The sequence below is a fragment of the Paenibacillus sp. J22FR5 genome, assembly GCF_059691975.1.
The window spans coordinates 24,120-50,056 of record NZ_JCAUAN010000018.1; the positions used below are offsets into that span (position 1 = coordinate 24,120).

Genomic DNA, 25,937 nt, shown 5'->3' on the forward strand with positions numbered 1-25,937 from the left:
TATTTATCGATAGTCGCCAGAAAAGTCGGTTTTCACCGACTTTTCTTTCCTAATGTCATATATTCATTTATTTTTTGATCCAGCATCGTGCTTAATTCAACAACTGCATCAGAAGTCATTTCTCGTCCTTCCATGACCATCTGTTCCATTTTCCGTCTTAATGTATGAATCTCTTCTTCCAGTAAAGTTAGGGAATTTTGCTTTTTGGCATGTCTGGTCAGCCAACGCGGCCCAAACTCTTGTTCGCGAATTTGAAATTGCTTTTGAAAGCTAGTAAGCTGATATTCCATAAAAGCCATGCTCATCCCTCCTTACTCTAAGAATACCAGTTTTCGTCTACTATGAACATATGAATTTAGAAGATTCTTATAATTTCCTCAAGAAATTACCGATTCTCTCTAAAGCTTCATTGAGCTGGGAAACACTATAAGCATAAGAGCACCGCAAGAAGCCTTCTCCTCCAAGTCCAAACACATCTCCAGGCACTGCAGCAACCTTAGATTCGTACAAGAGACGCTGTGCAAATTCATCGGAAGTTAAGCCCGTAGCAACAATACTTGGGAACGCATAGAATGCACCTTGTGGTTCATGGCATTCAAGTCCTACCTCACGGAAGCCTTTGACAACCAATCGTCTCCGTTGATTATAGGATTCTATCATACGATCCTTCTCTTCAAGTCCATTCGTCAACGCCTCATGAGCAGCGACTTGACCCATGACAGGTGCACACATCACCGTATACTGGTGAATTTTGGTCATAGCCGAGATCAGTTCCCTGTGACCGCAGGCATAGCCCATCCGCCAGCCTGTCATTGCAAAAGCTTTGGAGAACCCGCTAACGAGAATCGTTCGATCCTGCATCCCTGGAACCGCGGCGAAACTCACATGCTTCTGACCGTACGTCAACTCCGCATAAATCTCATCAGAAATGACAATCAGATCATGTTCTTCAACCACTTTGGCAATTGGCAGCCAGTCCTCATAGGTCATAATGCCGCCCGTTGGATTACTTGGGTAGCATAGAATTAATATTTTGGAACGTGGCGTAATCGCATCACGAAGCGCCTTTTCCGTTAATTTAAATTGATCCTTAGCGAACGTTTCGATGCCAACTGGCACACCACCGCTAATGGCTGTGATCGGCGAGTACGAAATATAACAAGGCTCCGGAATTAGAATTTCATCCCCCGGCGTAATCAGGGACCGGAGCGCTAAATCGATCGCTTCGCTGCCTCCAACCGTTACGAGCACTTCATTGGATGGTTCATATTTGACTTTAAACGATGTATACAAATAGTTCGCAATCGCTTCACGAAGCTCAGGAATACCTGAGTTTGGCGTATATTTCGTTCTACCGCGCTCCAAAGAATGAACAGCTGCTTCACGAACGTGCCAAGGCGTGGAGAAATCGGGTTCGCCAACACCTAAAGAGATGATATCCTCTTTGCTATTGCTAACGAGGTCAAAAAATTTCCGAATGCCGGACGGCTTCATTTCACGTACAGCAGGAGCGAGGTAGTCCTGCATGGATTTTTTACTTGATTGAATGGTGGTCTCATCCTTGATCATCGCGCTACCTCTTCCTTACGGCGAAACAAGCATTCGATGATCGTCTTCCTGATCTTCGAAAATAATGCCGTCTTGTTTGTATTTTTTCAAAATAAAATTCGTTTTCGTTGAAAGTACCCGGTCGATGGGTGAAAGTTTGTTGGAAACAAATGAAGCGACTTGCTTCAATGAGCTTCCTTCAATCTCTACGAGCAAATCATACGCCCCTGACATGAGATAAACCGATTTGACTTCCGGATATAAATAGATCCGTTCCGCAATCGCATCAAACCCGCGTCCGCGCTCCGGCGTAATTTGCACTTCAATTAGGGCGGTAACCTTTTCGTCATCTACTTTGCTCCAGTTCACGACTGTCGCATATTTGACGATGACCTTATCCGCTTCCATCTCGCTTATCGCTCGCGCAACTTCGGCCTCCGCCGTTCCTAACATGGTGGCGATCAGATCCGCGCTCCTGCGGGCATCTTCCTTTAGTAAATCGAGAATTTTAAGCTTCAAAGTATCCATGGTTAAACCTACCTTTCTGAAATATGTTTCGTTCATCCATTCATCTTACAATGAATCGCTGTCCTAATTCAATTACTGAGTGAGAAAGATAGGCAGAATATTTATATATATTTGAAAATTCCACCCCGATTGGTAGAATAAAAAGCCACTGGATGACCATCCAAGTGGCTTTTCGCTGCCAAATTCACTGTACTTTTATCAAAAAAGATCCATGCTTAAATACCGTTCGCCCGTATCTGGCGCAATACAGAGCACACGTTTTCCTGCCCCTAGCTTCCTCGCAACCTGTATCCCCGTCCAAACCGAGGCGCCCGCAGAAGGGCCTACTAGGATACCTTCCTGACTTGCCAAATCCTTCATCGTTTGGATCGCATCCTCATCCGACACTTGCACAATTTCATCATAGATGCTTGTGTTCAAAATGGCTGGAATAAAGCCCGGACTTGTCCCTACCAACTTGTGAGGTCCAGGGCTCCCTCCAGAGAGCACAGGTGAGCCCTTTGGCTCTACCACATAAATCTGGATATTCGGCAAATGTTCCCGGAGCACTTCACCAGTTCCCGTAATCGTGCCACCTGTCCCCGATGTTGCTACGAACGCATCTAACCGGCCCTCCATTTGCTGCAAGATTTCAGGAGCTGTCGTTACTCGATGAATACTGGGATTCGCCGGATTTTCAAACTGCTGTGGAATAAAACTGCCAGGGATTTGATCCCGCAGCTCTACTGCTTTAGCAATGGCTCCTGGCATCCGTAGAGCCGCTGGTGTGAGAACCACTTCAGCCCCGTAAGCCTTTAGTATATTTATGCGTTCCTTGCTCATATTATCGGGCATAATCAAAATAGCTTTATAGCCTTTGGCCGCGGCATTCATCGCAAGACCAATGCCTGTGTTCCCGCTCGTAGGTTCAATAATCGTTGAACCTGGTTGAAGGTGCCCCGATTTTTCTGCCTGATCAATTAGATTCCATGCAGCTCGATCCTTCACGCTTCCGCTCGGATTGAAATACTCCAGCTTCACATACAGTTCGGCAGCCTCCGGTTCCAACAAACGACGAATACGCACTGCAGGGGTGTCCCCGATGAGCTCTGTGATGCTGTTGACCATTTTTTTCGACATAGGTGCCCCTCCTCATCCCTCAAACATGCTACTCACATTTTCATGTGGAAGCCTAGTCCATGTCAAGGTTTAGGCTTAGAGGCGGTTAGTTTATTTCTGATGAATACCCATGAAAAGAATGTCGAGCTGCCGATAACGAGGAGTAAGACATTAATAACGAGCGGCTCCTTGCTCCATGAGATGACACAAATAAATAACAACACACCGCAGACGCGCCCTACATTCAGTGATAGCTCTCGCAGGACAATGTATTCCTCCCTCTGTTTGGCACTCTCCTCATCTGAACCAATCAGATCAAAGACGACAGAAATCATGGGTATGGAATACATGGGGAAAAAGAGCGCAGATCCGATACCAAATATCAGTAATGTACTATAGGACATTTTCCAAAAGAACGGCAAAATAACAAGCACAACCATAACCGAGCCAATGAACATACTCATTTTACGAAAAGATGGCCGAATGAACCGACCTGCTGCCCAGAAACTGACTAACGCAACAGAAGACGTAATTAGAGCAAAATTACCTAAGCTTGCTTCACTTGATGTCGATATGTACACCAACAATCCAATCATAAAGCCAAATACACCCTCACGAACGCCTTGAAAAAGCAAAGCCAAACTTACCTGCTTCCAAGGTGTTTCAGGTTGTCTTAGTATCCTAAACGGCAGCAGCCATTCGTATGTTCCGCTCACTTTTCTTTTTTTCAGAAAAAAACTAATCACGACGCCTAATACAAATATGCCTAAAGAAATGGAAAATATGAGCCGATATCCCGCTCCATCTCCTAAACTGACAATGAGTAAACCTGAAATCCACGGAGCTATAATGCCTGCACCTGCGCCTAAAAGGCCAACCCAGCCATTGAATCGATCCCGATTGTCAGGATCCGTTACCTCGAAGTAAACGACGTTGAAGGCAATCCAGAACAAGCCAACAGAGATGCCTTGAACCAAGCCTAGCCATACAAAATAGTGGACACTGCTCGTCCCCATCCAAAGCACCAGCATGTAGAAACAAGCTGAAATCGAGACACCTATACGTAAACAATTCATTTTATTGTGTTCTTTCACCCACTTCCCAGCTAACCAGAAGGTAATGGCCATGGTTAAATGGGTCGTTAAGGTAAACCAACCGATAAGCGTAAAGTCGTTTTTAGCTTTCCATAAATAGACGCCAACAAATGTACCTGACAAGGCATTGGCTCCGCCGAATAACGCATGAACAATAAGCAAAAGGATCGCTTGAGCATCCAGCTTCCCTTTGCTTTTCACATTCGTTTCATTAGTTTGCATACTCCTCCTCCTACCTGAGAGCGAATATTGGCTCTTGTTAAGCTTCCCCTTTGGAGTGAAAATATGAGGCAAATTCACGCAAAAAAACCGAATCCACAGGACTCGGTTCTTTAAGCGTTGTTATTCCGATTTGATTCGTTCAACCATCAGCAATCGGTCTGTATCAGAAAGCACTTTTTCCACTCTGAAACAAGATGGACACACATAAACATCCGACGTGAAAGGACCTGTAAGGAAAGCACTTCCCAACGTTTTAGGAATACTAGGCGTGAAGGAAGCTTCGCTTGTCACTTCCGTTCCAGCAAGAAGCAAGAATTCATGACAATTGGAGCACTCCGGCGCTTCTTCCTGTTCATCCGTCATTTGCTGGACTTTCTCGCCATACTTATCAAGCGGCTCATCGGAGTCATCCCACGCCATTGATAAATCCTCATCGGATTCAGCATATTCTTGCTCATTGAAGCGCAGCTTCTGCCCCGTCTGCTTCACCTTTAAATCAATGCTGCGGTAATCATTCAATTCATTAAAACAGTGTGGACACTCGTCTTCAGGTCCGATCTCGGGATCCCAAACGATCTCTGTTTGACACCACGGACACACAACTTCTTCATTGCCACTCATTGCGAAATCCTCCACCTAATTGCATTCATGCATATTTCAATACATAATAAACCCCTGCCGCTACAAACACAAGCGCAATAGCAAACAAGGTTCCCCACAGGTATTTCATTGTTCAAGCCTCCAAGACTATGTACTAAGTTACACAAGCTCCGACCACATAGGATAAGGAGACTGATAACGTTAAGGATAAGAAACCTACCGCGCGATTATCCTTCTTAATTTCCTCATCAATTTTGAAGTAAGGCGTTAGAAATTCAAAAATAAAATAAGCAACCAACAACAGCAAGAAGCCATAGCCAGCCCAAACGAGAGAGTGAATCATGGTGTCATTGTTTAAGATAGCAAATCGGAACAAGTTACAAATACCAAAAATTTTCCCGCCAGTAGCCATAGCTACTGAGAAATTGCCTTTTTTTATTTCAGCCCAATCGTCATACTTCGTAACCATTTCAAAGATCGTGAGGAAGATAACAAGCGCGACCACTGCTACAGCAAAAAATGCAAGCGTTGATAAATACGGATTACTCAACAAGACATCCACCTCTTCGTTCATATCGTCTCCTGCCTTCCTTTACACAAGTAGAGAGACATTAACATCAATTAAAAATCCCCTAATCCCTATATATGGTAGTAGAGACTGAGTATGACTCAGTCTCTCGCAGGTACAACTAGTATAACATTAGGATTGTTTTTTTTCAGCTAGCTTTGCTCTCATCGCAGCCAGTTCATCATCGATCCCGCTGCTGCTTCCGCCTAAACCGTCTAGCTCATCGTCCAAGCTACGGTTTTTAGCACGAATTTCTCCGCTTGCTTGCGCTTCAGCTTCCATTTGAAGAACTTTTTCACTCATACGATCAAAACCTTTAGCCGCGTTATCTGTACCAAAGCCAGACATCGCTTGGTTGATTTGTTTTTGTGCTTTTGCTGTTTCAGCGCGTGCAATTAACAAATCCTTTTTGTTCTTCATCTTCGTGAACTCGTCTTTCATCTCCGTCAATTGTGCACGAAGCTGATCAGCGTTCGTTTTGGCAAGATCATACTGACGTTTCAATTCATCATAACGACCTTGATGCTCTTTCTTATCTTCCAGTGCGCGGCGGGCCAAATCTTCATTCCCTGCTTCCAGGGCTTTCATAGCCTGCTCTGTACGTTTCGTTACCATCTCTTCAGACTCTTCAAATTGCAGTTTGAATTTCTTCTCGATCGCAATCTGTTTCGCTACTGCAGCTTCGGCTTCCATGATATCTTCTTCCATATCTCGCAAAAACTGATTTAACATTTTGACAGGATCTTCTGCCTTATCCAATAAATCATTAACTGAAGCCATTGTCATATCACGAAGTCTTTTGAAAATTCCCATCTAAAATTCCTCCTAAGGTTTAATACTCTTTTATACCTATTTCATACGCAACACCAAAGAATGAGTTTCAAAATAGGATCAAAAATTTTAAACTTATTTTAATTCGACAACTGTAACGCCGGCTCCACCTTCATTGTAATTACCCATCCGATAGCTTTTCACGTGCTTATGTCGACGTAAATATTCTTGCATCCCAGTTCTAAGCACACCAGTTCCTTTACCATGGATTAAATACACTTGGCCAAAATTACTCAAGAACGACTCATCTAGGAAGCGATCTGCCTCGATCAAAGCTTCCTCCATATTCATACCGCGCATATCCAATTCCATTTTGACATTGTCATCACGCGTACGTTTTAGCGTGGTTGCCACTTTCTGTGGTTGCTTGGCGGGAGCCGCGTTGCCTGTTTTCTCTAGATTGGACAGCTGCACCTTCATTTTCATAATCCCCAATTGAACATTTGCTTCGGCTGTACCCACCAGTTCGACAACGTGTCCCTTTTGTCCCAATGAAATGACTCGCACTTCATCCCCCGCTTCAATTTGCTCCGGCCGTTTCTTCAAGGCACGAACTTGCTTGCTGCGCAGTTCTGGCGTCGCTTGATCTAGACGCCGCTTCGCTTCCACCAAGCGGTGGTCCTTAACGCCACTCGCTTCCTCTTGCGCCATGCGACGTAGATCAGCAATAACTTCATCCGCTTCGCGGCGAGCTTTGAGAACAGCTTCGCGTGCGTCGCGTTCTGCTTTTTCTAGCAACTTATCACGCTGCTCGTCGAATTTGAGCTGCTGTGCCTCCAGTGATTTGCGCATCGCTTCCGCTTCTTTACGCAGCTCTTCTGCGGCAAGACGCTCAGATTCCGCGATTAGACGATTCTCCTCGAGGGAAGCAATCATGGACTCTACGCGCTGATCTTCCTCACCCACCTGCGTGCGAGCATGATCAATAATACGACGAGATAATCCAAGACGCTCAGCAATCGCAAAAGCATTACTCCGCCCAGGAACACCTACTAACAAACGATAAGTCGGACTAAGTGTTTGGATATCAAACTCCATACTCGCGTTAATCGTACCTGGCTTTTGATAAGCATACGCCTTCAGTTCCGAATAATGCGTCGTTGCGATGATACGGCAGCCAATTTGATGAATGTAGTCCAAAATCGAGATAGCCAAGGCAGACCCTTCTGCAGGATCCGTACCTGCGCCTAACTCATCAAGCAACACTAAGCTTTTTGGCGTCATATCCCGCAAAATACTAATAATATTGGTCATATGACTCGAAAAAGTACTCAAATTTTGCTCAATGCTCTGTTCATCGCCTATATCTGCATAAATAGCATCGAACACACACAATTGTGTACCTTCCTCGGCAGGTACAAATAGCCCTGACATCGCCATCAAGCTCAGAAGTCCCACCGTTTTAAGGGAAACCGTCTTCCCCCCTGTGTTCGGCCCTGTTACGATAATTTGAGAGAAATCATTGCCCAACTCCAAATCAAGCGGAACAACGGCATCTGCTGCAATGAGAGGGTGTCGTCCTCTTTTAATTTTAATAAAGCCGCGATCATTCAATCTTGGCATTGTTGCCTTTAGTTCTCTAGCTAATCCTGCTTTGGCAAAAGTAAAATCAAGCTGGGCCAGCTGATCAACATCCAAAACAAGCACTTCTACTTGCTCTGCAACCAATTCGGTCAATGCCCGCAAAATTTTCTCAATCTCAGCTTCTTCTTTAAATTTGAGTTCACGAATTTTATTATTCAATTGTACGATTGCATCTGGTTCTATATAAAGTGTCGCGCCTGAGGCAGATTGATCATGAATCATCCCTCCAAAACTGGAACGGTACTCCGATTTCACAGGAATTACAAATCGGTCATTCCGAATCGTAATGAGCACATCCTGCAGCATCTTCTGGACAGAAGAATTGCGAATCATCTGTTCCAATCTTTCGCGAACTCTACCTTCGCCTGTGCGAAGCTCACTCCGAACTCGCCCTAACTCAGGACTAGCTCCATCAACAACGACTGCATTTTCATCTATGCAGCTATTAATTTTATCTTCTAATTGTTTGTTTTCTGTCAATAGATCGACCTGCGATTTTAGCATTGGAATCGAATATTCCTCATGAGCAGTAAGCACGAAGCGCTTCAATCTGCGTGTTCCAAACATCGTAGTTGAAATTTCAAGCAGCTCAGTTGGATTTAGCATCCCACCAATACGAGCTCTATGAAGCGGGGAGCGAATATCTCTTATTCCGCCAAAAGGCGCATTTCCCTTTAACCTTTCAACATTAACAGCCTCATCCGTTGCTTGAAGGCGAAGCTTAACGAGTTCAAAATCTCCAATAGGCTCAAGCTTCTCTGCTGCATCTTTACCCAATGATGTGGATGCATGGTGAGCAACTTTATGTAAAATTTTCTGATATTCTAATGTTTTTATAATTTTGGGATTCAACGTCTCCAACCTCTTTTCTCTACCCTATATTATAAACCAAATTGAGCATGATTAGCTACGGAGACAATGATTATATGGAAGATACTGCCCACCATAAATATCGTAAAAATGGATACACTAAATTGTGCATCTAATCCTCTGCCAAAGGGAATTGCAAATCGTCACAATCAAAGCATTTTGCATGGAAAAGCCTCAATCGAGGTCATTCCATGACAGAAAAAAGGAGGTTCACAACATGCATCTTCTTGGACATCTGGTAAGGTTTATTGTTTCAGCTTTGGTTTTAATGTTTGTAAGCTGGTTAGTCCCGGGGTTTAAGGTAGGTGGTTTTTGGAGTGCGTTTTTCTTGGCACTAGTCATTGCGATCGCCGCTTGGATCATTGAAGGAGTCTTCGGTAAACAAATCACCCCATTTGGCAGAGGGATCGTAGGGTTTATCGTGAGCGCATTAGTCATTTGGGCCGCTCAATTTGTTGTGACCAATGTTTCTACGAGCTTGATAGGTGCCATTTTAGCTGCTTTAGTCATTGGGATCATCGACTTATTCATTCCAGTGAAAACCCCTTTCGAACAGGGGATCACCGGTAGAGAAGATCGTCGATAAACCTGTCAGTTTCGATAACTGATAGCCAAGTTAAAGCAAAAAAAAGATCGGTCTGCAGCGTTCCTACTCGCCGGGCCGATCTTTTCTATGTGGTTTCACCAGTTTGTCACTGTATTTTGGAAATAGGTCGTGTACAATAATGAGGAAATCATTATGTATACGGAGGGATACCCATGAAAAAACTATTCATTCTTATGATGGGACTAGCAGTAATTATTGCCATCACAGCATGCGGAAATAAAGACTCCAAAACAACAGAATCCAGTACAACTCCAGCAGCGTCTTCGCAAACAACTGCTTCGCCAGATGCGACTACAAAAGCTGCAACAGGTGGACAACAAGTCGTCTTAAAAGCTACAAATTTTCAATTTGAAAAAACCGAATATCGCGTCAAAAAAGGTGAGGCTGTCACAATAACACTTGATAATTCCCAAGGTATTCATGGAGCAGCCATTAAAGAATTTAACATTAACCTCAACAATGGTAATAAAACCGCTACCTTTACGCCAGATAAAGCAGGTTCATTCCCAATCAACTGCTCTGTCATGTGCGGAACTGGCCACGCGAATATGAAAACAACACTTATCGTTGAATAATTAATAATACAACCTGCTATTTGCCTTATCACGAATTCCGTGATAAGGTTTTTTGTTTTCAAGTTGCTACTTAGTTTCAGACAACTTGAAAACATCGGAGAAAATGAGGATATAAATACACAGATAAGAAGGCATTCATCCATTTTCTGAACAAATCTTGTTCGGCGTATTTAACGTTTCTTGCGGTCTTAAACTGATATGCCGCTAAGATACTCGTATTCTTCTTTGATTGGACACTTTTCTCACCACTATCACACTCTATTACGTCTTGCGAGGGTTCTTCAGTTGGCTTCCCAAGCTTCTTGTTCCCCATTCGTGCATATTGTTTATATAAGGCTAAGGAAAGTTTTTCTAGCATCAGCTTAGCTGTTCGATAATTCACGCCTAGTATACTTGCAAACGCTGAAATTGAATAATTGCTCTCAGCTCGAATCAACATTCGAATCGCTTTGAACCAGATTAATAAAGATAGTTTGGATTTATGCATAACGGTCCCCGCCGTAATAGATATCTGTGTACGGCACTCCTTACACTCCAGTAAGCTGCGTGTCTTCACTTTATAAAATGAATCATGGTCACATCTTGGACAAAAGAACCCATCTGCCCACCGACTTTTCACTAAGAACTTCTCACAATCTTCCTCAGATTGAAAAGTATTTTCCAATGAGCCTATACGATGCATGTCCATTATCATCCCACCCCACAATCAGAACTTATGTTCCTATATTTATTATATCGAACATTTGTTTCCATGTAAAGAAGAATTTGTTTTTTTATGGAGCCGTATATCAGAGTATCGGAATTTCTGAGATATCTACAATTACTTTTAGTCATGGTGTTTTGAAAATTTTAAGGGGAGGAGAACTCAAGGGGAATAGAAGAGTAAAAAATAGGGAATTTTTGGTTGATGCCACACAGATACTATGGTTTATCACAGCGTCTCATCAAAATTCGTGGTTTTGTAGATACTTCAGAAAACTTGTTTTGTGACATACTTACCCTGCGCCTACTGCCCATGTCGTACTTTTGCCGTAATGGTTTTCCACGCATACACAAAAACAAAAACAAAACAAAAAAGCTGCAACTTTCTATTCGAAAGGAGGCAGCTATTATAATGAGATTCCTTGCTTCCACATGTCATGGAGTTTCCCTGCGACTTGCGGTAGCTCGTTGATCAAATAAGGAGCAATGGATGAACTAGCTAATAGCTTTTGGGGGCCATCAGAGGGAATGATGGTCATCACATTTACAGCTATAACAATGATTAGAAGCGCTTCTGCTAATCCCAGTAACGCACCGCTCCAACGATTAATGGCGTTGAGACCAGGCGTTTTGGCAAGAATATTCAATGCTCTGCCAATGATCACAAGCGCGAGTTTCACGCCGAAAAATAAGAGAGCAAAGGCAATCGCATTTAGGATATAAGTATCTAATTTGAATCCTTTAACAATGAATTCATAATTTTGATAATTTTGATAGGTTGGAAGTGATATTGCGTTCTTGAGTATGGGAGCAACATCCTTGTAAAAATAAAAGGCAACGAGATAAGCGAGGATCATGCCCGAAATGGAAACGATTTGAGCGATAAATCCTCTAAAGTAGCCAATAAGTAGTCCTAAGGCTATAACCGACATCAAGACGTAATCCAGTGTGTTCAGTGTCACTAGGCTACCCGATTGTGCTGTCAGCTTCTACGAGTTCGATCCATTCATTGTATTCGATTTGAAGCTTGGCGTATTCCTCACGCAATTTCCTGTACTCTTCTTTGATGGCTTGCAACTCTTCTTGCTGCGCTTCATCGTTCATGCTCATCTGAAGGAGTTCTTCTTTCTCAAGTTGAGCTTGAGTTAGAATCCGTTCTTTCTCTTCTTCAAACTGTTGTGCACGTGTACTTCGCTCCGCTTGCATTTGCGCAAGAAGTTCTTCGATTTGCCCTTGATAGTGTTGAATGATCGTTGCTTTTTGCTCTTCAAGCTGCTGCTTGAAGTTCGTTTGCTGCTCTTGATAGTGACCTTCTAGATCACCCTTTTCTTCTTCAAAACGTCGAATCTTCGCCTCTTCTTCTTCTTGATACAGTATAGCTAGCGAGTCAATATCTTCCTGATGTGTGCTTGCTGCAACCTCGAGTTCGGCTTGATGTTTATGTTTGATGGAAAGAATCTCAGCATGATGCCCTCGGGCAATGGCTGCTATTTCGTTATGATGCTTAGTCGTATTGAACACTAATTCTTCTTGGTGCTGGTCAGATAGGGATTTCAAATCATATTGGTGCTTCTCTGAGATGGTACTTAGTTCGTTTTGGTGTTTCTCTGAGATCATACTCAAATCGTTTTCGTGTTTCTCTGAGATCGCACTCAGTTCATTTTGGTGCTTCTCTGATATCGAGCTCAATTCGATTTGATGCTTCTCCACGATAGAAGCGATCTCATTTTGATGATTCTCTGTCAGAGAGGCTATCTCGAAATGGTGCTCATCTGTTTGATTTGCAATTTCATTACGAAGCTTATCGGCAATCGCTGTTATTTCGGTTTGATATTCTTCAGAAATCGTTTCTATTTCACTTTGATGACTATCTGACATAGCTATTAATTCAATCTGATGTTCTTCTGCCATATGTGCTTTTGCAGTTTGATGCTCGTCTGTAAGGATCTCAATTGTAACCTCATGCTCTTGTTTCAGGGAGGCAAGTTGCGCCTCATGCTCCTGCTTCAAGGAAGCAAGCTGTGATTGATGCTCTTGTTTCAAGGAAGCCAGTTGTGATTGATGCTCTCGTGAGCTTGACGCTTGAGCATCATGGTGCTGCTTAGTTAAGGACTCGATTTGTGCCTGGTACTGCTTATGGATGCCTGCAAGATCTGATCCGCTCTGTTTCGACAATACAGCCAACTCTTCTTGATGCTGAAGTTCTACGTTTTCCTTGTCTTGAAGATGCAGCTGAATGAGTGATTGTTTTTCTTCCTGAAGTTGGTGGTGCAGGTTTTCATTTTCTTGGCGATGAGTCTCAGCTATCGAAGCCAGCTCGGCCTTATGTTGTTCAGTCAGCTTCAAAAGCTGTTGGGATTTCTGTTGGTTGGCTTGCTCAAGCTGTTGTTTGTTTTGTTGATGCTGTTGTTTTTCTTGATCTAATTGTTGTTTGACTTGCTCTAGATGTTGTTTCACTTGCAGATTTTGGCGCTTTTCTTGGTCGAGTTGCTGCTTGAATTGATCAATTTGTTGAGTGACTTGATCTTGTTGTTGTTTAGCTTGATCGATCTGCTGTTTGGCTTGAACCTGCTGTTGTTTCGCCTGATCTAACTGTTGCTTTGCTTGGTCTATTTGTTGCTTGCCTAGCTCATTCTGCTGTTTCAATTGCAGCATTTGCTGTTTCGTTTGTTCTTGTTCTTGTCTGACTTTATGAATCTCTTGTTTTTGTTGTTTTTCTTGTTCTGTGATTTGTTGCAGCTTTCCATTCTGTTCAGCAAGAAGAGCTTGATTCTTATCATCCTCTTGTTTCAATTCATGATATCGCGTAGTTAATTTCTCGTAGGCGATTTTGGTCGCTTCTTGCTCTTTTTGCACTTTGCTGAGTTCTTCTAAAATTTCATTCATTCGGAAGCACTCGTCCGCCATGTTTACTGCGGCTAAAACAGCGATTCGTTGTGAGTCTAGACGTGGATATCCTTTGGCAATGCGAAACATTTGGTCATTTACATATTCAGCAACACGCTTCATATGATTCGTGCTTGTATCTGCTTTAAGTTTATATTGGTGTCCATATATATCAACAGTAATTCTTGTTTTATCTTCAGTAGTCACTTTTAAATCCTCCCTTAAGATGAAAGGCTGGTCCTATCGAGAATAATTTCGATAAGACCAGCCTATATTCCTGCAACCTATAAGGAAAGTTACACTATTTTCTTAACTCCGCCTCAAATTGTTGTTCAAGAGTTGCCACAACTTTGGCGTGGAGTTCTGTTACTTCTTCGTCAAGCAAAGTTCTGTCCGCATGGCGGTATACAAGTGCGATCGCTACGCTTTTGCGATTAGCCCCAAGACGCTCTCCGGTATAGATATCGAATACCTGAATGGATTCCAACAATTCCCCAGCAACCTCGGAAATTGCTTGTTCCATAAGACCAACAGGAACGCTCGTGCCCACTACGACAGCAATATCACGTCCGATGGAGGGATAACGCGGCAGCAATTTATAAACTATCTCATCGCCAGCTGCTTCCAAGATTGGAGAAAGTTCCACTTCAAGTACGTAGGTGTCATCTAAATCACGCTGTTGTTGGGCAGTTGGATGCAGTTGACCCACACGGCCAATAACCTTCTGACCCTCAGCGGAAGCAAGCAGTATCTCAGCTGTACGGCCAGGGTGGAACCCCTCCGGTGCAGCGGAGGTGTACGTAAGTCCTTTAATCCCCAAGTATTGCACTAAACGATCGAACACACCTTTGATGTCATAGAAATCAACCGCTTCTGACTTCTGAGCCCAATGTGCTTGACGTCGTTTACCTGTTAATACGATGGATAACAACAGTTTTTCTTGCGGCAGAGCCGTAAGTGCTGATTCATCGGTGATGAATGCTTTACCAATTTCGAAAATGGCGACATCATCCATCGTACGATTGCGGTTATAGCTAACAACATCTAGCAAATGCGGCACCAAGCTGGTACGCAGCTGGCTGCGGTCTTCGCTCATTGGCATCGCTAATGAGATCGGCGTAGCTGTCGGGTACAGACCAGGAATGGCATCTGCTTGTGCTTGTTGATTCGCTTCCACGCCTGCGCCACCATGTGAACGTGGGTTTGTGAAGGAATACGTGATCACTTCATTCAATCCGCTTTGCGTTAAAATATTTCGAGTAATTCGGCGGATGGATTGTTCTTTGGACAATGACCCAGGCGTTGTTACGCCGGTCATCAAGGTTGTCGGGATGTTATCGTAGCCGAAGAGGCGTGCTACTTCTTCGATCAAATCAACATCACGCGTGATGTCTCCGCGGCGGCTCGGCACATGCACGAGCAGCTTGCCTTCGCCAGCCTGCTCGAATGTGAAATGCAAGCGCGAAAGGATTTGCCCCATCTCGGCCAAGGAAAGAGTTGTGCCGAGGTAGTTGTTTACACGATCAGCAGCAAGCTCGATGCTAACCGATTTGTGTGTTCCGCTAGCGGCCTCTACGATGCCGTCAGCGACTTTACCGCCTGCGTATTGCGCAATCAGCGCAGCAGCCCGGTTCAGTGCCGGGAGCACGGCTTCCGGGTTCACTTCTTTCTCGAAGCGAAGGCTCGCTTCTGAGCGCAGACCTAGCTGGCGCGATGTGCGGCGCACAGAGCTTCCTGCGAACTTCGCGGATTCAAGCAGAATTCGTGTCGTGCCTTCTGTCACTTCGGAGTTGGCTCCGCCCATAACACCAGCGATCGCTACAGGCTTTGTACCGTCCGTGATAAGCAGCATATGCGGCTCTAATGTACGTTCCACATCGTCAAGTGTCACTAGCTTCTCGCCCGTTTCAGCGAGTCGTACGTCGATGTGGCCATTGTTCAGCTGCTCAGCGTCGAACGCGTGCAGCGGCTGGCCGTACTCCAACATCACGAAGTTCGTGATGTCCACGATGTTGTTGATGGGGCGGATTCCCGCTGCCATCAAGCGGTTTTGGATCCACAGCGGAGAAGTGCCCACGCGTACGCCTTCAATCAGACGAGCCGCGTAGTGCGAGCATTGCTCTGTGGCTGTGATCTTCACGCTGATGCGGTCTGCAGCTTTCACGCCAGCAGCTCCTGCTGCTTGCAGCGCAGCTTCCGCATCAGGCAGTTTAACCTCGCGGCCAAGGATCGCCGCGATCTCGTAAGCCGCTCCGAGCATGCTCAAGCAATCGGAGCGGTTCGGTGTCAAATCCAGCTCCATGACTTTGTCGCTGATCGCTAATACATTAAGAATGGAGCTTCCGATTTTCGTATCTTCAGGCAACACCAAGATGCCTTCTTGGATTTCTTTCGGCAGCAACTTATCATTCAATCCAAGCTCTTTTGCGGAGCAGATCATCCCTTGGGATTCTACGCCGCGCAGCTTGGCACGTTTAATTTCCAGTCCGCCCGGAAGGACGGCACCGATCATTGCGACAGGAACCTTTTGTCCGGCATTAATATTTTTAGCGCCACAAACGATTTGCAAGTCTTCGCCCTGCCCCGCATCGATCACACAAACACTTAGCTTGTCAGCGTCTGGGTGCTTATCGCGAGATTTCACAAATCCAACAACAACATTCGTTACACCTTTATTACGATCCTCGACGATATCCACTTCGATACCGCTGCGGGTTAATTTTTCAGCTAATTCCTCGGCTGTGAAGCCTGTTACGTCAACATATTCTGATAACCATTGATAAGAAACTTTCATGCTTTTACCCTCCTTTTCCTATTGCTTACACATGTAGAAATTGCTTTAAGAAACGCAAGTCATTGGTATAGAAATGACGAATATCTTCGATTCCGTATTTCAACATGGCGATACGCTCTACGCCCATCCCAAATGCGAAGCCCGTATACTCCTTCGGATCATAGCCACCCATTTCAAGAACGCGCGGATGTACCATACCGGCTCCTAGAATTTCCAACCAACCGGTTTGCTTACATGTACGGCAGCCTTCGCCACCACACATCGCACAGCTAACGTCAACCTCAACGCTAGGCTCAGTGAAAGGGAAGAAGCTTGGACGCAAGCGAATTTTGGTCTGTGGGCCATACATCTCTTGCACAAATTGAAGCAAGGTGCCCTTAAGGTCACTCATCCGCACATTGCGGTCAATAACCAAGCCCTCAATTTGCGTAAACATGTGGGAGTGAGTCGCATCGTCGTCATCACGGCGGTAAACTTTACCTGGGCAAATGATTTTGATCGGAACTTCACCTTTACGTTTCTCCATTGTTCTTACTTGAACAGGGGATGTCTGCGTACGCATTAAAATTTCTTCTGTAATATAGAACGAATCCTGCATATCCCGAGCCGGGTGATCCTTCGGCAAGTTCAACGCTTCGAAGTTGTAGTAATCTTGTTCAACCTCTGGGCCTTCAGCTACGGTGTAGCCCATCCCGATGAAGATGTCTTCAATCTCTTGAATAACTTTACTCAAAGGATGTACAGCACCTTGCTGTGAAGGACGTCCTGGAAGCGTAACATCGATCATTTCAGCACGAAGTCTGTTTTCAGTTTCTTGTTTCGTGTACGCTGCTTGTTTTTCTTCAATAACAGCCTCAATGGCTGCACGAACGTCATTCGCCACTTGGCCGATGACCGGTCTTTCTTCTGCGCTTAACGTGCCCATACCGCGAAGAACCTCTGTTAATGGCCCCTTTTTACCCAAATATTTAACTCTTAAATCGTTCAGCTCCTGCTGACTTTGGGCGCCGCTAAGCTCCTGCAGTGCTTCTTGCTTCAAAGCCTCTAACCGCTCTTTCATCGAAATCCCTCCTGAATTAGGCCTCTGAATCGCCCTTTATGAAAACACAAAAAAGACTTTCCGCTCCCTCGCAAGGGACGAAAAGCCGTGGTACCACCCTAATTAGATTCGTCTATGTACAATCGTCAAATAAACGAGTCTCACTTCATTCCAGATAACGGACGATGTGTCCGGTTCCCTCTAATGAGAAGCATCTCAACGCTTCTGTTCAAAGGACTGCTCGGGAGCGAACTTCCACAGCCTGATTCTCGGGGCCAGCTCTCAATCTTCGGCTTGCCCTCCCTGTCAAGAAGCACTGTGTACTCTTCTCCGTCAAAGCATTTCCACGTATATGTTCCAGTTATTATATGCAAGATACAAAGGATATGCAAGTACACGAACCCCTTGTTTCTGAAAATTTCAGAAATCACCTATTGACTTCACCCGCTGACGGGTTTATATTTTAATTAAACACTTTAAATATTTCTCTACTTAAATATTATATTATTTAATTTTTAGACAATTCTAACAATTTACAAGGGGAGGTTATGATTTTGGAAGATGAATTGACAGCCTATACCAATCGCTTCCGCACAACATTTGAGCTGGCTCACCGCAAAATTAATCATACTCTCCTCAATGAACTCAATTCAGAGTTAACGGCGCCACAATTATTCATGTTAGCGATGATCTCCAAGGAGAATACACCGAAGCAATCCCATCTTGCCGATAAATTGGGCGTTAAACCAAGCGCAATCACCGTCATGATTGATCGCCTTGTTCAAAGTGGGCATGTTATTCGTAAACATCATGAAACGGATCGACGTATTGTACTAGTTGAAAATACGGCCGAAGGTACCGCTGTCCTTGCTGAGGCCCACGAAGTCCAAAAGAATGTAATTGCTCGCGGTCTATCACAGCTTCCAGCTGACGAACTACGGATTTTCGTAGAAGCATTTGAAAAGTTTACTTCATTTTATTAATTTTTTATGACACCAAAGGAGTGGTACACATGGAAAGCATTCAAAAAGCAGCGCCTAAGGATATCTTCGAAGCTGCTGCGCCTGAGCTCAAAAATCGTGGGCTTCTGCTCGCCGGTTTGATCATCGCTATGCTCTTCGGAGCTTTGGACGGTACGATTGTAGGAACGGCGATGCCGCGTATTGTCGGTGAATTTGGCGGACTTGGCTTGATGACCTGGCTGACGACAGCGTACATGCTGACTTCAACCGTTATCGTGCCGATTGCAGGTAAATTGTCTGACTTGATCGGTCGTCGTGTCGTATATGTTACTGGTTTACTTATCTTTATCGTAGCTTCCGCCCTTTGCGGGATGTCTCAGAACATGACAGAGCTCATTTTGTTCCGCGGTTTGCAAGGTCTTGGCGGTGGTATCATGATGCCGATGGCAATGATTATCATTGGGGACTTATTTACCGGTAAACAACGTGCCAAATGGCAAGGTGTTTTCGGTGCCATTTTTGGTTTATCTTCTGTTATTGGCCCCCAAGTTGGTGGTTGGATCGTAGATGCTTGGGACTGGCGTTGGGTGTTTTATATCAACCTGCCTGTCGGTATCTTAGCTGTTATTTTGATCGCAATTGCTTTGCCTAAGCATATATCAGTCGGAAAAGTTAAATTCGATATTCCAGGTATTATCACCATGATCGTCGGTGTCGTAAGCTTGCTTCTTGCTCTGACTTTTGGCGGCAGTGAATATGCTTGGGGTTCCTGGCAAATCATCGGCCTGTTCGTAGTTGCTGTAGTCTCTTTAGTTGCCTTCGTACGAATTGAAAGTAAAGCAGAAGAACCTATTCTTCCCGTTCGTTTATTTAAAAACAGAACCTTCTCCACCACTAACGGTGTAGGCTTCCTGATGTCGGTTGGAATGTTCGGTGCCATTATGTTCGTTCCCCTCTTTATGCAAGGAATTGTAGGAATCAGCGCATCCGCATCGGGTACGGTTATGACACCTCTTATGATTACAATGATTGCTGCCAGTGTAGTGTCAGGTCAATTGATTCAAACAATCGGCGTTAAAAGACAAATGCTTATAGGTATGATTGTAATGGCGGTAGGATTCATATTCTTAAGCACAATGGGAATCTCAACTACGAAGTTGATTGCCTCAAGCTATATGGTTCTTCTTGGTTTAGGTATGGGTCTTGTTATGCCAATTCTGACTCTCGCTCTTCAAGAAAGCTTCCCGAAATCAGAGCTTGGTGTAGTTACTTCTTCCAGCCAATTCTTCCGTCAAATTGGGGGTACGTTCGGGATGACGATTCTCGGTGCCATCATGAACCATAAATCGACGGTCTTGCTCGAACAAGATTTGGAGCCGGTTCTGAAGCAGCTTCCCGCGGAATCGAGTCAGCTAGCCTCTCAAATGACAGAGATGATTCACACTAATCCGCAAGGCTTATATTCATCGTTACTCGTTCCTGAGTCTTTAGCCAAAATGCCAAAAGAGTTCGTAGAACACATGGTACCTCTGATTAAAAACGCACTCGTTACATCACTTCATCAAGTTTTCATTTATGGTTTAGTCTTTGTTATCCTCGGCGCGATCCTTACGCTATTCGTTGGTAACATCAAACTTTCTGACCGTAAATCGAAGAAAAACGAAGACGGTGAAGACGAGAAACAAATGTCAGCTCATCTCATATAATTCATAAGAAAAGCTCCCTTCCTCTACCGAGGTTGGGAGCTTCTTTATTCACCTATTCAATTGTTCCAATTTGACTTAAAGGAAAAATGCGAAAAACGGCTTTACCGATAATATCTTTCTCCGCAACAAACGGTGTCGTCGGCCACAAGTGGGAATCATAGCTGTCATTGCGATTATCACCAAGGAAGAAGTACTTTCCTTCAGGTACAGTTACCTGATGATAGGTGTACGTCATTGGCGCTTTAATATAAGGCTCATCCACTTTGGCTCCATTCCGGTACAACGCACCACCTTTGATCTCAATCGTATCGCCAGGCAGTCCAATCAAACGCTTCACGTAACGGTCCTCATTACCTTCTAAAGGCGGCCAGAACACAACGATATCACCGAACTCGAAATCAGTTAATGGCTTCATTTTCTCAACGATCAGCTCGTCTTGTAATTGAATGGTCGGCAGCATGGATCCCGTGGGAACGGTCATCGCTTGCGCAACATACGTGTTGACCACTAGCGCAATGATGAAAGCGAACGCTAGCGTAGGTACCCATTCTTTCAACAAGCCTAGTAAGTACTTCTTGATCAATAGAACCAGCTCACTTTCTTTTTCAATGATAGACTCTTACAATGTAACGCATTTATTGAAAGCTTACATTAATATGAGATAAACTTTTATCGAAGTCATTCGAGGATGAGCGACCGCGTTTTAAAGGTTGTTTATATCGCCAATTAGCAAGACGTTTTCGGGAACCGAAAACTTCAACCATGCTAATGTGGTAAAATAAAATGTTGTTGTATAATGAATTTGGATACCCTAATAAGGAGAGTGTGCTTAATGAAATATCGCAGACTTGGCAAAACAGACCTGAAAGTTTCCATCGTTGGTGTTGGCACTTGGCAATTTGGTGGAGAGTGGGGATTAAACTATACACAAGCGGAAGCAGACGCAATTCTGGATCAAGCAGATGAGCTCGGGATCAACTTAATTGATACCGCTGAATGCTATGGTGATCACCTTTCAGAGTCTCTCATCGGTAATTATTTATCCCGCCGCGACCGTGATAAATGGGTTGTAGCCACGAAATTCGGCCACCATTTCCATGATTTATTCACACGTACTGACGAGTTTAGCGCGGAATCCGTCATCAAGCAGCTTGATGCGTCACTGCAAGCTTTACATACGGATTACATTGACTTATACCAATTCCATTCCGGACCGGATGCTTTGTTCGATAATGATGATCTCTGGACGACACTTGATAAACAAGTTCAGGCTGGTAAAATTCGTCATCTGGGTACTTCGATCGGCAGCAACGCCAATATTCATCAAACCGCGGCTTCCAGTAAAGTGAATTCCAAAGCCATTCAAGTTGTGTACAATCGCCTGGATCGTGCACCAGAAGATTTAGTTTTCCCATCATGTGTGGAACAGGATCTTGGTGTTCTTGCACGTGTACCGCTGGCTAGCGGTTATTTAAGTGGTAAATATAAACCTGGTGCTGTATTCAGCAATACGGATGTTCGTCACCGTCACGATGCGGAAAGCGTCAGACAGAAGCTTGAAGAAGTTCAGCGCATTCAGCAAAATGAAGTGCCAGAAGGCATGGATATGGCTAAGTGGGCATTGGCTTGGTGCTTGAAACATGATGCCGTCACTTCCGTTATTCCAGGCTGCAAAAACCCAGAGCAAGTGATTGCCAATGCCGCAGCAACAGAGCTTATCAGCGACAATCATCCACAAGCTTGGAAAGCCTAGAGACGAGGAAGGACTGACTTCGCCATGCGTCACCTACAACACGATGAAACCTGGAAGCAGCTTAATGAACATATCGACGAGTGGGTTGCCATTAGCAAAACGCATACCTCTGAAGGTCATGTCGCTTCCTATATTCCCGAATTAGCGAACGCTTCTGGGGATATGCTCGGTATTTGCATCATGGATAGTGAAGGAAATACCACTGTCTCTGGTGACTCAGACTTTCGCTTTACCTTGCAAAGCATTTCGAAAGTTTTTTCACTGATTCTAGCACTTATGGATAACGGCGAAGACGTTGTATTCTCAAAGGTGGGGATGGAGCCGACAGGCGATGACTTCAACTCCATGCTGAAGCTAGAACTAATCGAGCCGGGGATCCCTTTCAACCCCTTAATTAACGCGGGAGCGATTGCCATCTCCTCCTTAATAGCTGGAGATAGTACAGATGCGCAGATCGATCGAATCTTGCATTTTTTCAGGGATATTGCCGATAACCCCTCGCTTGCGATTAATCAAGAAGTGTTCAAATCAGAGTCCGATACGGCACACCGTAATCGTTCCTTGGCTTATTTCCTCAAGGATAACGGCGTTCTAGACAAAGAAGTTGACGATGTTCTTCGCGTCTACTTCAGCCACTGCTCCATCGAGGTGAATTGTACGGATTTGGCTAGAATGGCTCTCGTTCTCGCCCATAACGGCGTGGATCCGATTCGCAAGCAACGCCTCATCCCGCGGCGCTTCGTGCAAATTGCCAAGACATTCATGTTTACCTGTGGGATGTACAATGCCTCTGGCGAATTTGCTATGAACGTTGGGCTGCCTGCGAAAAGCGGTGTATCCGGCAGTATCCTGACGATGGTGCCTGGACAATACGGCATCGGTCTCGTGGGGCCTGCGCTGAACCGCAAGGGGAATAGCACCGCTGGTGTTCATCTCCTCGGCATTCTCTCCCAAGAATTTGATTGGAGCATGTTCTAAGCAGCTACGTTCTGGCATTCTCACCAACTTGGCAGGTTTAAAAAAAGAACCTTCTCACTTGACTGTTTTTCAGTCGAGGGGAAGGTTCTTTCTATGTTTACCGTTATTGCATCGATTGCTTGATTCGTTGGAGCGCCTCTATCAACTCATCTACCTCATGCTCATTCAATCGAATCGTCACATAGTTCGGCGAAATGCCGCCGTCATTGATTTCAATTAGAGCGGAATCATCTTTATCATCGAGTTTGACTGACAGATGGTCTTTATCTAAAATTTGAACCCATGCCATAGTCATCTTCCTCCCTGCTAAACGAATTTGCTTTCTACTGACTCAATACACAATAAAATCTTTGGTATACACGGTCTCGTTATCTTCTGAATCCATGACGCGCATTTCAAGCTCCCAATTTCCTCTAAAAGGCAGGTAAGGTCCTTCGGATTTGTAGCTAAATTTGGCGAATCCATACGATTCCTCTTCCGTATTGTCTTTGTACATCGTTAAAGGCACAGCAATCGGTGCAATCTCGTTATCATCCATATTATGCAAAATCAAAAGAACCTGCTTCGGTTGGCCTGATTTCTCAGGTAGCCATACCTTTGCGACGAACGTGTTATTGCCAGGTACTTTGGGCGAAATATCCACTGAAACATGGACCTTCTCCCCCATCTGATGCCACTGAAGCGGCTCGTTGGCCGGGATCGGCGCCATATACGTAAGCAAACCGACAAGTACAACAATGATGACCATAAGCGTCAGATCCAGCTTGACCCAGACGATCGATTGATTCACTTTCTTTTTGCGAAGAAAGAGCCGAATCACGAATCCAATCAGTGCGACGAGTACCACCACACCAATTTTCACAAGCAGCAGTTTACCCCATGACGTGTATAGCAAATAATGCAGATTTGGCAGAAAGATGAGTACGGAAATAGATCCTGAAACGGTTAAAACAAGGATCGAGATCAGTGCGAATCTTGAAAACTTCTGCATATAGCTACCGAGATCCATCTTGTTATGACGCCATTTTGCATACAGCAGAATTAATCCGCCTACCCAACAGGCTGCAGCAACGAGATGAATAAAGTCAAGCCCAATCGTCGCCCACAAGGGAGAAAAGGAGGCTGCGTGGCCGCTAAAGCTTTTGACAGCTAGAAGAGCCAACGACCAAGTCACATCTACCCATGCCCACCTGCCAAGCAGAACAAAGCCTAGGAAGGATAACACGAGAAGCAGCACCCACGAGATTCCGATATTCGTTGAGCTTAGCAGCTGCCATACCTCTTCCACACCTCCGCCACCTAGGAGATCCTCGATATGTGTAAAAATGAGTAACAATAGGGCAACGATATGTGCGCGTTGAAGATTCAGCGTCCAGTTGGATACCGATTTCTGTGCTTCTTCTCCTTGCGGCCTTACTAATCGCAACCAGAATGCCCAGCCGGTCAATGCTAACAACATCAGGAACCACAAGCCCCGAGAGGCATATTGCAGTAAGCCCTTTGTCGTTAATGGCCCCGAGCTATGATCATGGCCTGTATGAGCAGTCGGCACATCGAGCACATCCTCCTGCGGAGGATTTCCGATCGTGATCGGATAGCTCCCCCCAACGGGATGCCCGTCAGCCGAAATGACGTGATAGCTAATCAAATACACGCCTTCTGACAGCTTAGGCAGATCAAGCTTAATGCTCATCTGATCCTTACTCATCTGTGCTTTGCGATCCGTGATTTCAGCTCCGCTATGATCATAGACCTTGATATAAAAGAGTCCGCTATCTAATTGTTCATTGAACGTGACGGACACCCCAGCCGGCGAGGTTTCGAGCTTCGCTCCCTCTTCGGGTGTCGCTTCGACTAATGAGGCGTGCGCCGAGGCTGATTGAGGTGCAATCATGGCGCTGAGCAGCATGATCGCTAACACAGCAATCAAGCCTGCTGGCAATCGTAGAAGCCAATGCCTAGTTCGTTGCTTATCTAGTCGCATCTTCATCCCTCTAATCCGTTATCGGTCTACGGCCAGCAAAACCATCTTGCTCCCCGTGATAATAACGAATCTGATCCTCTCCTTGCTTCCAACACAGCAACACTTCTTGTCCATTCATAATAGATGGGAAATCAACAAGACCCGTATCGATATCCTTCAGCTCTATTCCTGTCTTTTGAAAGCTTTGAATGAGTCCACGCGCTTCAATTTGAAGAAATTCCAGGGCAGCTTCCATGACAAAAAACGGATCCTTTTCCGTTCCAGGCTTCTCCGCGTACTCATTTTTCTTATGACGTAGTTCCATATATTTGTCCTCAAACTCACTTTTCAAGGCTTGCATTTTCTTCAATTCCCCATCCACAAAAGGCAATAAGCCATTGGCCTCTTCCAAAGAGAACCATTTCTTCTCCGACATAACGCACCTCCATGCTCTTTATTTTAGCAAAAAAACGGAAGAACTACGAATTCTACTAGTCCGTGTTGGGCTTATCGTGACTGTGATAATGGTCATGATGATGGTCATGATGATGGCCGTGCCCTTGGCTCTGACTATGCTCGTCCACATGTGTAACAGACAGCTCCGCGTAGCCAACTCCTTTAAGCACCTGAATGCGTTGCTGTAACTCTCGAAGCTTCTGTACCACACCGCGAACCACAAGTATTTCCAAGCATTGCTGATGGTTTAAATGGATATGCATCGTTGAAATAATCGCATGATGATAGTCGTGCTGAAGCTCCATTAGCGTGATCGGCAAATCTCTGATTTCATGGTCATACACCATCACAATCGTGCCGGCGACCAATTCATTAGGCTGCAAACTGCTTGAGGTTAAAAGCGCCTTGCGCGCAAGATCCCGAATCGCCTCCGAGCGATTATCATACCCTTGTAACGCAATCAACCGGTCAAATTGCTCGATAAGGGATTGCGGCATCGAAATGCCGAAACGCACCAGATTGTCTTTATCCGACATTCATCTTGCTCCTTCATATTTTTCTTCGTCTATATTC

The 25,937-nt window shown here is 44.8% G+C and carries 25 protein-coding genes, 1 pseudogene and 1 other annotated feature; of the genes and pseudogenes, 6 read left to right on the forward strand and 20 right to left on the reverse strand.

Translation table 11 applies throughout. The annotated features are described in order from the left end of the window. Positions 1-32: 32 nt before the first annotated feature. From AC58P7_RS20990 to AC58P7_RS21030, 9 genes are all read right to left on the reverse strand, one after another. Positions 33-299, reverse strand: coding sequence for an aspartyl-phosphate phosphatase Spo0E family protein (locus AC58P7_RS20990; protein WP_497346280.1), 267 nt, complete (start codon positions 297-299; stop codon positions 33-35). Between the two features lie 67 nt (positions 300-366). Continuing rightward, positions 367-1,569 carry an aminotransferase class I/II-fold pyridoxal phosphate-dependent enzyme gene (locus AC58P7_RS20995; protein WP_497346282.1) on the reverse strand — a complete coding sequence of 401 codons (1,203 nt, stop codon included), beginning with the start codon at positions 1,567-1,569 and terminating at the stop codon, positions 367-369. A 15-nt stretch (positions 1,570-1,584) separates the two neighbouring features. After that, positions 1,585-2,076, reverse strand: coding sequence for an Lrp/AsnC family transcriptional regulator (locus tag AC58P7_RS21000; RefSeq protein WP_056609404.1), 492 nt, complete (start codon positions 2,074-2,076; stop codon positions 1,585-1,587). Between the two features lie 198 nt (positions 2,077-2,274). Continuing rightward, positions 2,275-3,195: a cysteine synthase A gene (gene cysK / locus AC58P7_RS21005; protein WP_497346284.1), complete on the reverse strand. Its 921-nt coding sequence runs from the start codon at positions 3,193-3,195 to the stop codon at positions 2,275-2,277. A 62-nt stretch (positions 3,196-3,257) separates the two neighbouring features. Continuing rightward, positions 3,258-4,490, reverse strand: coding sequence for an MFS transporter (locus tag AC58P7_RS21010; RefSeq protein ID WP_497346286.1), 1,233 nt, complete (start codon positions 4,488-4,490; stop codon positions 3,258-3,260). A 120-nt stretch (positions 4,491-4,610) separates the two neighbouring features. Continuing rightward, positions 4,611-5,111, reverse strand: a complete 501-nt coding sequence (locus tag AC58P7_RS21015) for a hypothetical protein (RefSeq protein ID WP_497346288.1) — start codon at positions 5,109-5,111, stop codon at positions 4,611-4,613. Positions 5,112-5,244: 133 nt separating this feature from the next. Continuing rightward, positions 5,245-5,664: a DUF350 domain-containing protein gene (locus tag AC58P7_RS21020; RefSeq protein WP_497346290.1), complete on the reverse strand. Its 420-nt coding sequence runs from the start codon at positions 5,662-5,664 to the stop codon at positions 5,245-5,247. Positions 5,665-5,790: 126 nt separating this feature from the next. Further along, complete coding sequence (locus AC58P7_RS21025; protein ID WP_497346292.1) at positions 5,791-6,471, reverse strand: PspA/IM30 family protein; 681 nt, start codon at positions 6,469-6,471, stop codon at positions 5,791-5,793. Between the two features lie 93 nt (positions 6,472-6,564). Continuing rightward, complete coding sequence (locus tag AC58P7_RS21030) at positions 6,565-8,925, reverse strand: endonuclease MutS2 (protein ID WP_497346294.1); 2,361 nt, start codon at positions 8,923-8,925, stop codon at positions 6,565-6,567. Positions 8,926-9,160: 235 nt separating this feature from the next. Between AC58P7_RS21030 and AC58P7_RS21035 the strand changes: the two genes are divergently transcribed. Both AC58P7_RS21035 and AC58P7_RS21040 read left to right on the forward strand, forming a co-directional pair. Continuing rightward, a complete protein-coding gene (locus AC58P7_RS21035) occupies positions 9,161-9,529 on the forward strand; it encodes a phage holin family protein (protein ID WP_497346296.1) in 369 nt (122 codons plus the stop codon). A 173-nt stretch (positions 9,530-9,702) separates the two neighbouring features. Continuing rightward, positions 9,703-10,125, forward strand: a complete 423-nt coding sequence (locus tag AC58P7_RS21040; RefSeq protein WP_497346298.1) for a cupredoxin domain-containing protein — start codon at positions 9,703-9,705, stop codon at positions 10,123-10,125. Positions 10,126-10,201: 76 nt separating this feature from the next. Here AC58P7_RS21040 and AC58P7_RS21045 read toward each other — a convergent pair whose 3' ends face one another. The 6 genes and pseudogenes from AC58P7_RS21045 to pheS all read right to left on the reverse strand — a co-directional run bounded on the left by AC58P7_RS21045 (position 10,202) and on the right by pheS (position 17,567). Continuing rightward, the gene (locus AC58P7_RS21045; RefSeq protein ID WP_497346480.1) at positions 10,202-10,612 is read right to left on the reverse strand and encodes a hypothetical protein; all 411 of its coding nucleotides are present in this window, start codon (positions 10,610-10,612) and stop codon (positions 10,202-10,204) included. A gap of 36 nt (positions 10,613-10,648) precedes the next feature. Next, positions 10,649-10,819 (reverse strand): annotated as a pseudogene (locus tag AC58P7_RS21050) (transposase family protein); the annotation flags it as partial. A 415-nt stretch (positions 10,820-11,234) separates the two neighbouring features. Continuing rightward, the gene (locus AC58P7_RS21055) at positions 11,235-11,789 is read right to left on the reverse strand and encodes a CvpA family protein (protein ID WP_497346300.1); all 555 of its coding nucleotides are present in this window, start codon (positions 11,787-11,789) and stop codon (positions 11,235-11,237) included. Positions 11,790-11,793: 4 nt separating this feature from the next. Continuing rightward, a complete protein-coding gene (locus tag AC58P7_RS21060; protein ID WP_497346302.1) occupies positions 11,794-13,920 on the reverse strand; it encodes a hypothetical protein in 2,127 nt (708 codons plus the stop codon). Positions 13,921-14,014: 94 nt separating this feature from the next. After that, a complete protein-coding gene (gene pheT / locus AC58P7_RS21065; protein ID WP_497346304.1) occupies positions 14,015-16,507 on the reverse strand; it encodes a phenylalanine--tRNA ligase subunit beta in 2,493 nt (830 codons plus the stop codon). 25 nt (positions 16,508-16,532) lie between these two features. Further along, positions 16,533-17,567 (reverse strand): phenylalanine--tRNA ligase subunit alpha, encoded by a 1,035-nt coding sequence (gene pheS, locus AC58P7_RS21070; RefSeq protein WP_497346306.1) that lies wholly within the window; start codon positions 17,565-17,567, stop codon positions 16,533-16,535. Between the two features lie 70 nt (positions 17,568-17,637). Next, positions 17,638-17,892, reverse strand: a binding site (T-box leader). Positions 17,893-18,100: 208 nt separating this feature from the next. Between pheS and AC58P7_RS21075 the strand changes: the two genes are divergently transcribed. Continuing rightward, entirely contained in the window at positions 18,101-18,529 is a 429-nt protein-coding gene (locus AC58P7_RS21075; protein ID WP_497346308.1) for a MarR family winged helix-turn-helix transcriptional regulator, read from the forward strand. Between the two features lie 29 nt (positions 18,530-18,558). Continuing rightward, complete coding sequence (locus tag AC58P7_RS21080; protein ID WP_497346310.1) at positions 18,559-20,214, forward strand: MDR family MFS transporter; 1,656 nt, start codon at positions 18,559-18,561, stop codon at positions 20,212-20,214. Positions 20,215-20,266: 52 nt separating this feature from the next. Here the strand turns inward: AC58P7_RS21080 and lepB are convergent, their stop codons facing one another. Beyond that, complete coding sequence (gene lepB, locus AC58P7_RS21085; protein WP_497346312.1) at positions 20,267-20,797, reverse strand: signal peptidase I; 531 nt, start codon at positions 20,795-20,797, stop codon at positions 20,267-20,269. A gap of 249 nt (positions 20,798-21,046) precedes the next feature. Here lepB and AC58P7_RS21090 point away from each other — a divergent pair, with 249 nt between their 5' ends. Further along, positions 21,047-21,967: an aldo/keto reductase gene (locus tag AC58P7_RS21090; RefSeq protein WP_497346314.1), complete on the forward strand. Its 921-nt coding sequence runs from the start codon at positions 21,047-21,049 to the stop codon at positions 21,965-21,967. A gap of 24 nt (positions 21,968-21,991) precedes the next feature. After that, positions 21,992-22,945: a glutaminase A gene (gene glsA / locus AC58P7_RS21095; RefSeq protein ID WP_497346316.1), complete on the forward strand. Its 954-nt coding sequence runs from the start codon at positions 21,992-21,994 to the stop codon at positions 22,943-22,945. 103 nt (positions 22,946-23,048) lie between these two features. Here glsA and AC58P7_RS21100 read toward each other — a convergent pair whose 3' ends face one another. The 4 genes from AC58P7_RS21100 to nikR are packed head-to-tail and all read right to left on the reverse strand — an operon-like array spanning position 23,049 to position 25,900. After that, a complete protein-coding gene (locus tag AC58P7_RS21100) occupies positions 23,049-23,234 on the reverse strand; it encodes a hypothetical protein (protein ID WP_497270105.1) in 186 nt (61 codons plus the stop codon). A 42-nt stretch (positions 23,235-23,276) separates the two neighbouring features. After that, on the reverse strand, positions 23,277-24,935 hold the full coding sequence (locus AC58P7_RS21105; protein WP_497346318.1) for a copper resistance CopC/CopD family protein: 1,659 nt from the start codon (positions 24,933-24,935) through the stop codon (positions 23,277-23,279). Between the two features lie 4 nt (positions 24,936-24,939). After that, a complete protein-coding gene (locus AC58P7_RS21110; protein ID WP_497346320.1) occupies positions 24,940-25,344 on the reverse strand; it encodes a DUF2203 domain-containing protein in 405 nt (134 codons plus the stop codon). Positions 25,345-25,399: 55 nt separating this feature from the next. Beyond that, a complete protein-coding gene (gene nikR / locus AC58P7_RS21115; RefSeq protein ID WP_497346322.1) occupies positions 25,400-25,900 on the reverse strand; it encodes a nickel-responsive transcriptional regulator NikR in 501 nt (166 codons plus the stop codon). Positions 25,901-25,937 lie beyond the last annotated feature (37 nt).

What these genes read in the sequence shown, in the direction of transcription:
- AC58P7_RS21025 (WP_497346292.1), bottom strand. Translation starts at nt 6,471, where the DNA reads ATGGGAATTTTCAAAAGACTTCGTGATATGACAATGGCTTCAGTTAAT.
- glsA (WP_497346316.1), top strand. Translation starts at nt 21,992, where the DNA reads ATGCGTCACCTACAACACGATGAAACCTGGAAGCAGCTTAATGAACAT.
- AC58P7_RS21000 (WP_056609404.1), bottom strand. Translation starts at nt 2,076, where the DNA reads ATGGATACTTTGAAGCTTAAAATTCTCGATTTACTAAAGGAAGATGCC.
- AC58P7_RS21100 (WP_497270105.1), bottom strand. Translation starts at nt 23,234, where the DNA reads ATGGCATGGGTTCAAATTTTAGATAAAGACCATCTGTCAGTCAAACTC.
- nikR (WP_497346322.1), bottom strand. Translation starts at nt 25,900, where the DNA reads ATGTCGGATAAAGACAATCTGGTGCGTTTCGGCATTTCGATGCCGCAA.
- AC58P7_RS21105 (WP_497346318.1), bottom strand. Translation starts at nt 24,935, where the DNA reads ATGAAGATGCGACTAGATAAGCAACGAACTAGGCATTGGCTTCTACGA.
- pheT (WP_497346304.1), bottom strand. Translation starts at nt 16,507, where the DNA reads ATGAAAGTTTCTTATCAATGGTTATCAGAATATGTTGACGTAACAGGC.
- AC58P7_RS20990 (WP_497346280.1), bottom strand. Translation starts at nt 299, where the DNA reads ATGGCTTTTATGGAATATCAGCTTACTAGCTTTCAAAAGCAATTTCAA.
- AC58P7_RS21045 (WP_497346480.1), bottom strand. Translation starts at nt 10,612, where the DNA reads ATGCATAAATCCAAACTATCTTTATTAATCTGGTTCAAAGCGATTCGA.
- AC58P7_RS20995 (WP_497346282.1), bottom strand. Translation starts at nt 1,569, where the DNA reads ATGATCAAGGATGAGACCACCATTCAATCAAGTAAAAAATCCATGCAG.
- cysK (WP_497346284.1), bottom strand. Translation starts at nt 3,195, where the DNA reads ATGTCGAAAAAAATGGTCAACAGCATCACAGAGCTCATCGGGGACACC.
- AC58P7_RS21015 (WP_497346288.1), bottom strand. Translation starts at nt 5,111, where the DNA reads ATGAGTGGCAATGAAGAAGTTGTGTGTCCGTGGTGTCAAACAGAGATC.
- AC58P7_RS21090 (WP_497346314.1), top strand. Translation starts at nt 21,047, where the DNA reads ATGAAATATCGCAGACTTGGCAAAACAGACCTGAAAGTTTCCATCGTT.
- AC58P7_RS21110 (WP_497346320.1), bottom strand. Translation starts at nt 25,344, where the DNA reads ATGTCGGAGAAGAAATGGTTCTCTTTGGAAGAGGCCAATGGCTTATTG.
- pheS (WP_497346306.1), bottom strand. Translation starts at nt 17,567, where the DNA reads ATGAAAGAGCGGTTAGAGGCTTTGAAGCAAGAAGCACTGCAGGAGCTT.
- AC58P7_RS21020 (WP_497346290.1), bottom strand. Translation starts at nt 5,664, where the DNA reads ATGAACGAAGAGGTGGATGTCTTGTTGAGTAATCCGTATTTATCAACG.
- AC58P7_RS21035 (WP_497346296.1), top strand. Translation starts at nt 9,161, where the DNA reads ATGCATCTTCTTGGACATCTGGTAAGGTTTATTGTTTCAGCTTTGGTT.
- AC58P7_RS21010 (WP_497346286.1), bottom strand. Translation starts at nt 4,490, where the DNA reads ATGCAAACTAATGAAACGAATGTGAAAAGCAAAGGGAAGCTGGATGCT.
- AC58P7_RS21080 (WP_497346310.1), top strand. Translation starts at nt 18,559, where the DNA reads ATGGAAAGCATTCAAAAAGCAGCGCCTAAGGATATCTTCGAAGCTGCT.
- AC58P7_RS21040 (WP_497346298.1), top strand. Translation starts at nt 9,703, where the DNA reads ATGAAAAAACTATTCATTCTTATGATGGGACTAGCAGTAATTATTGCC.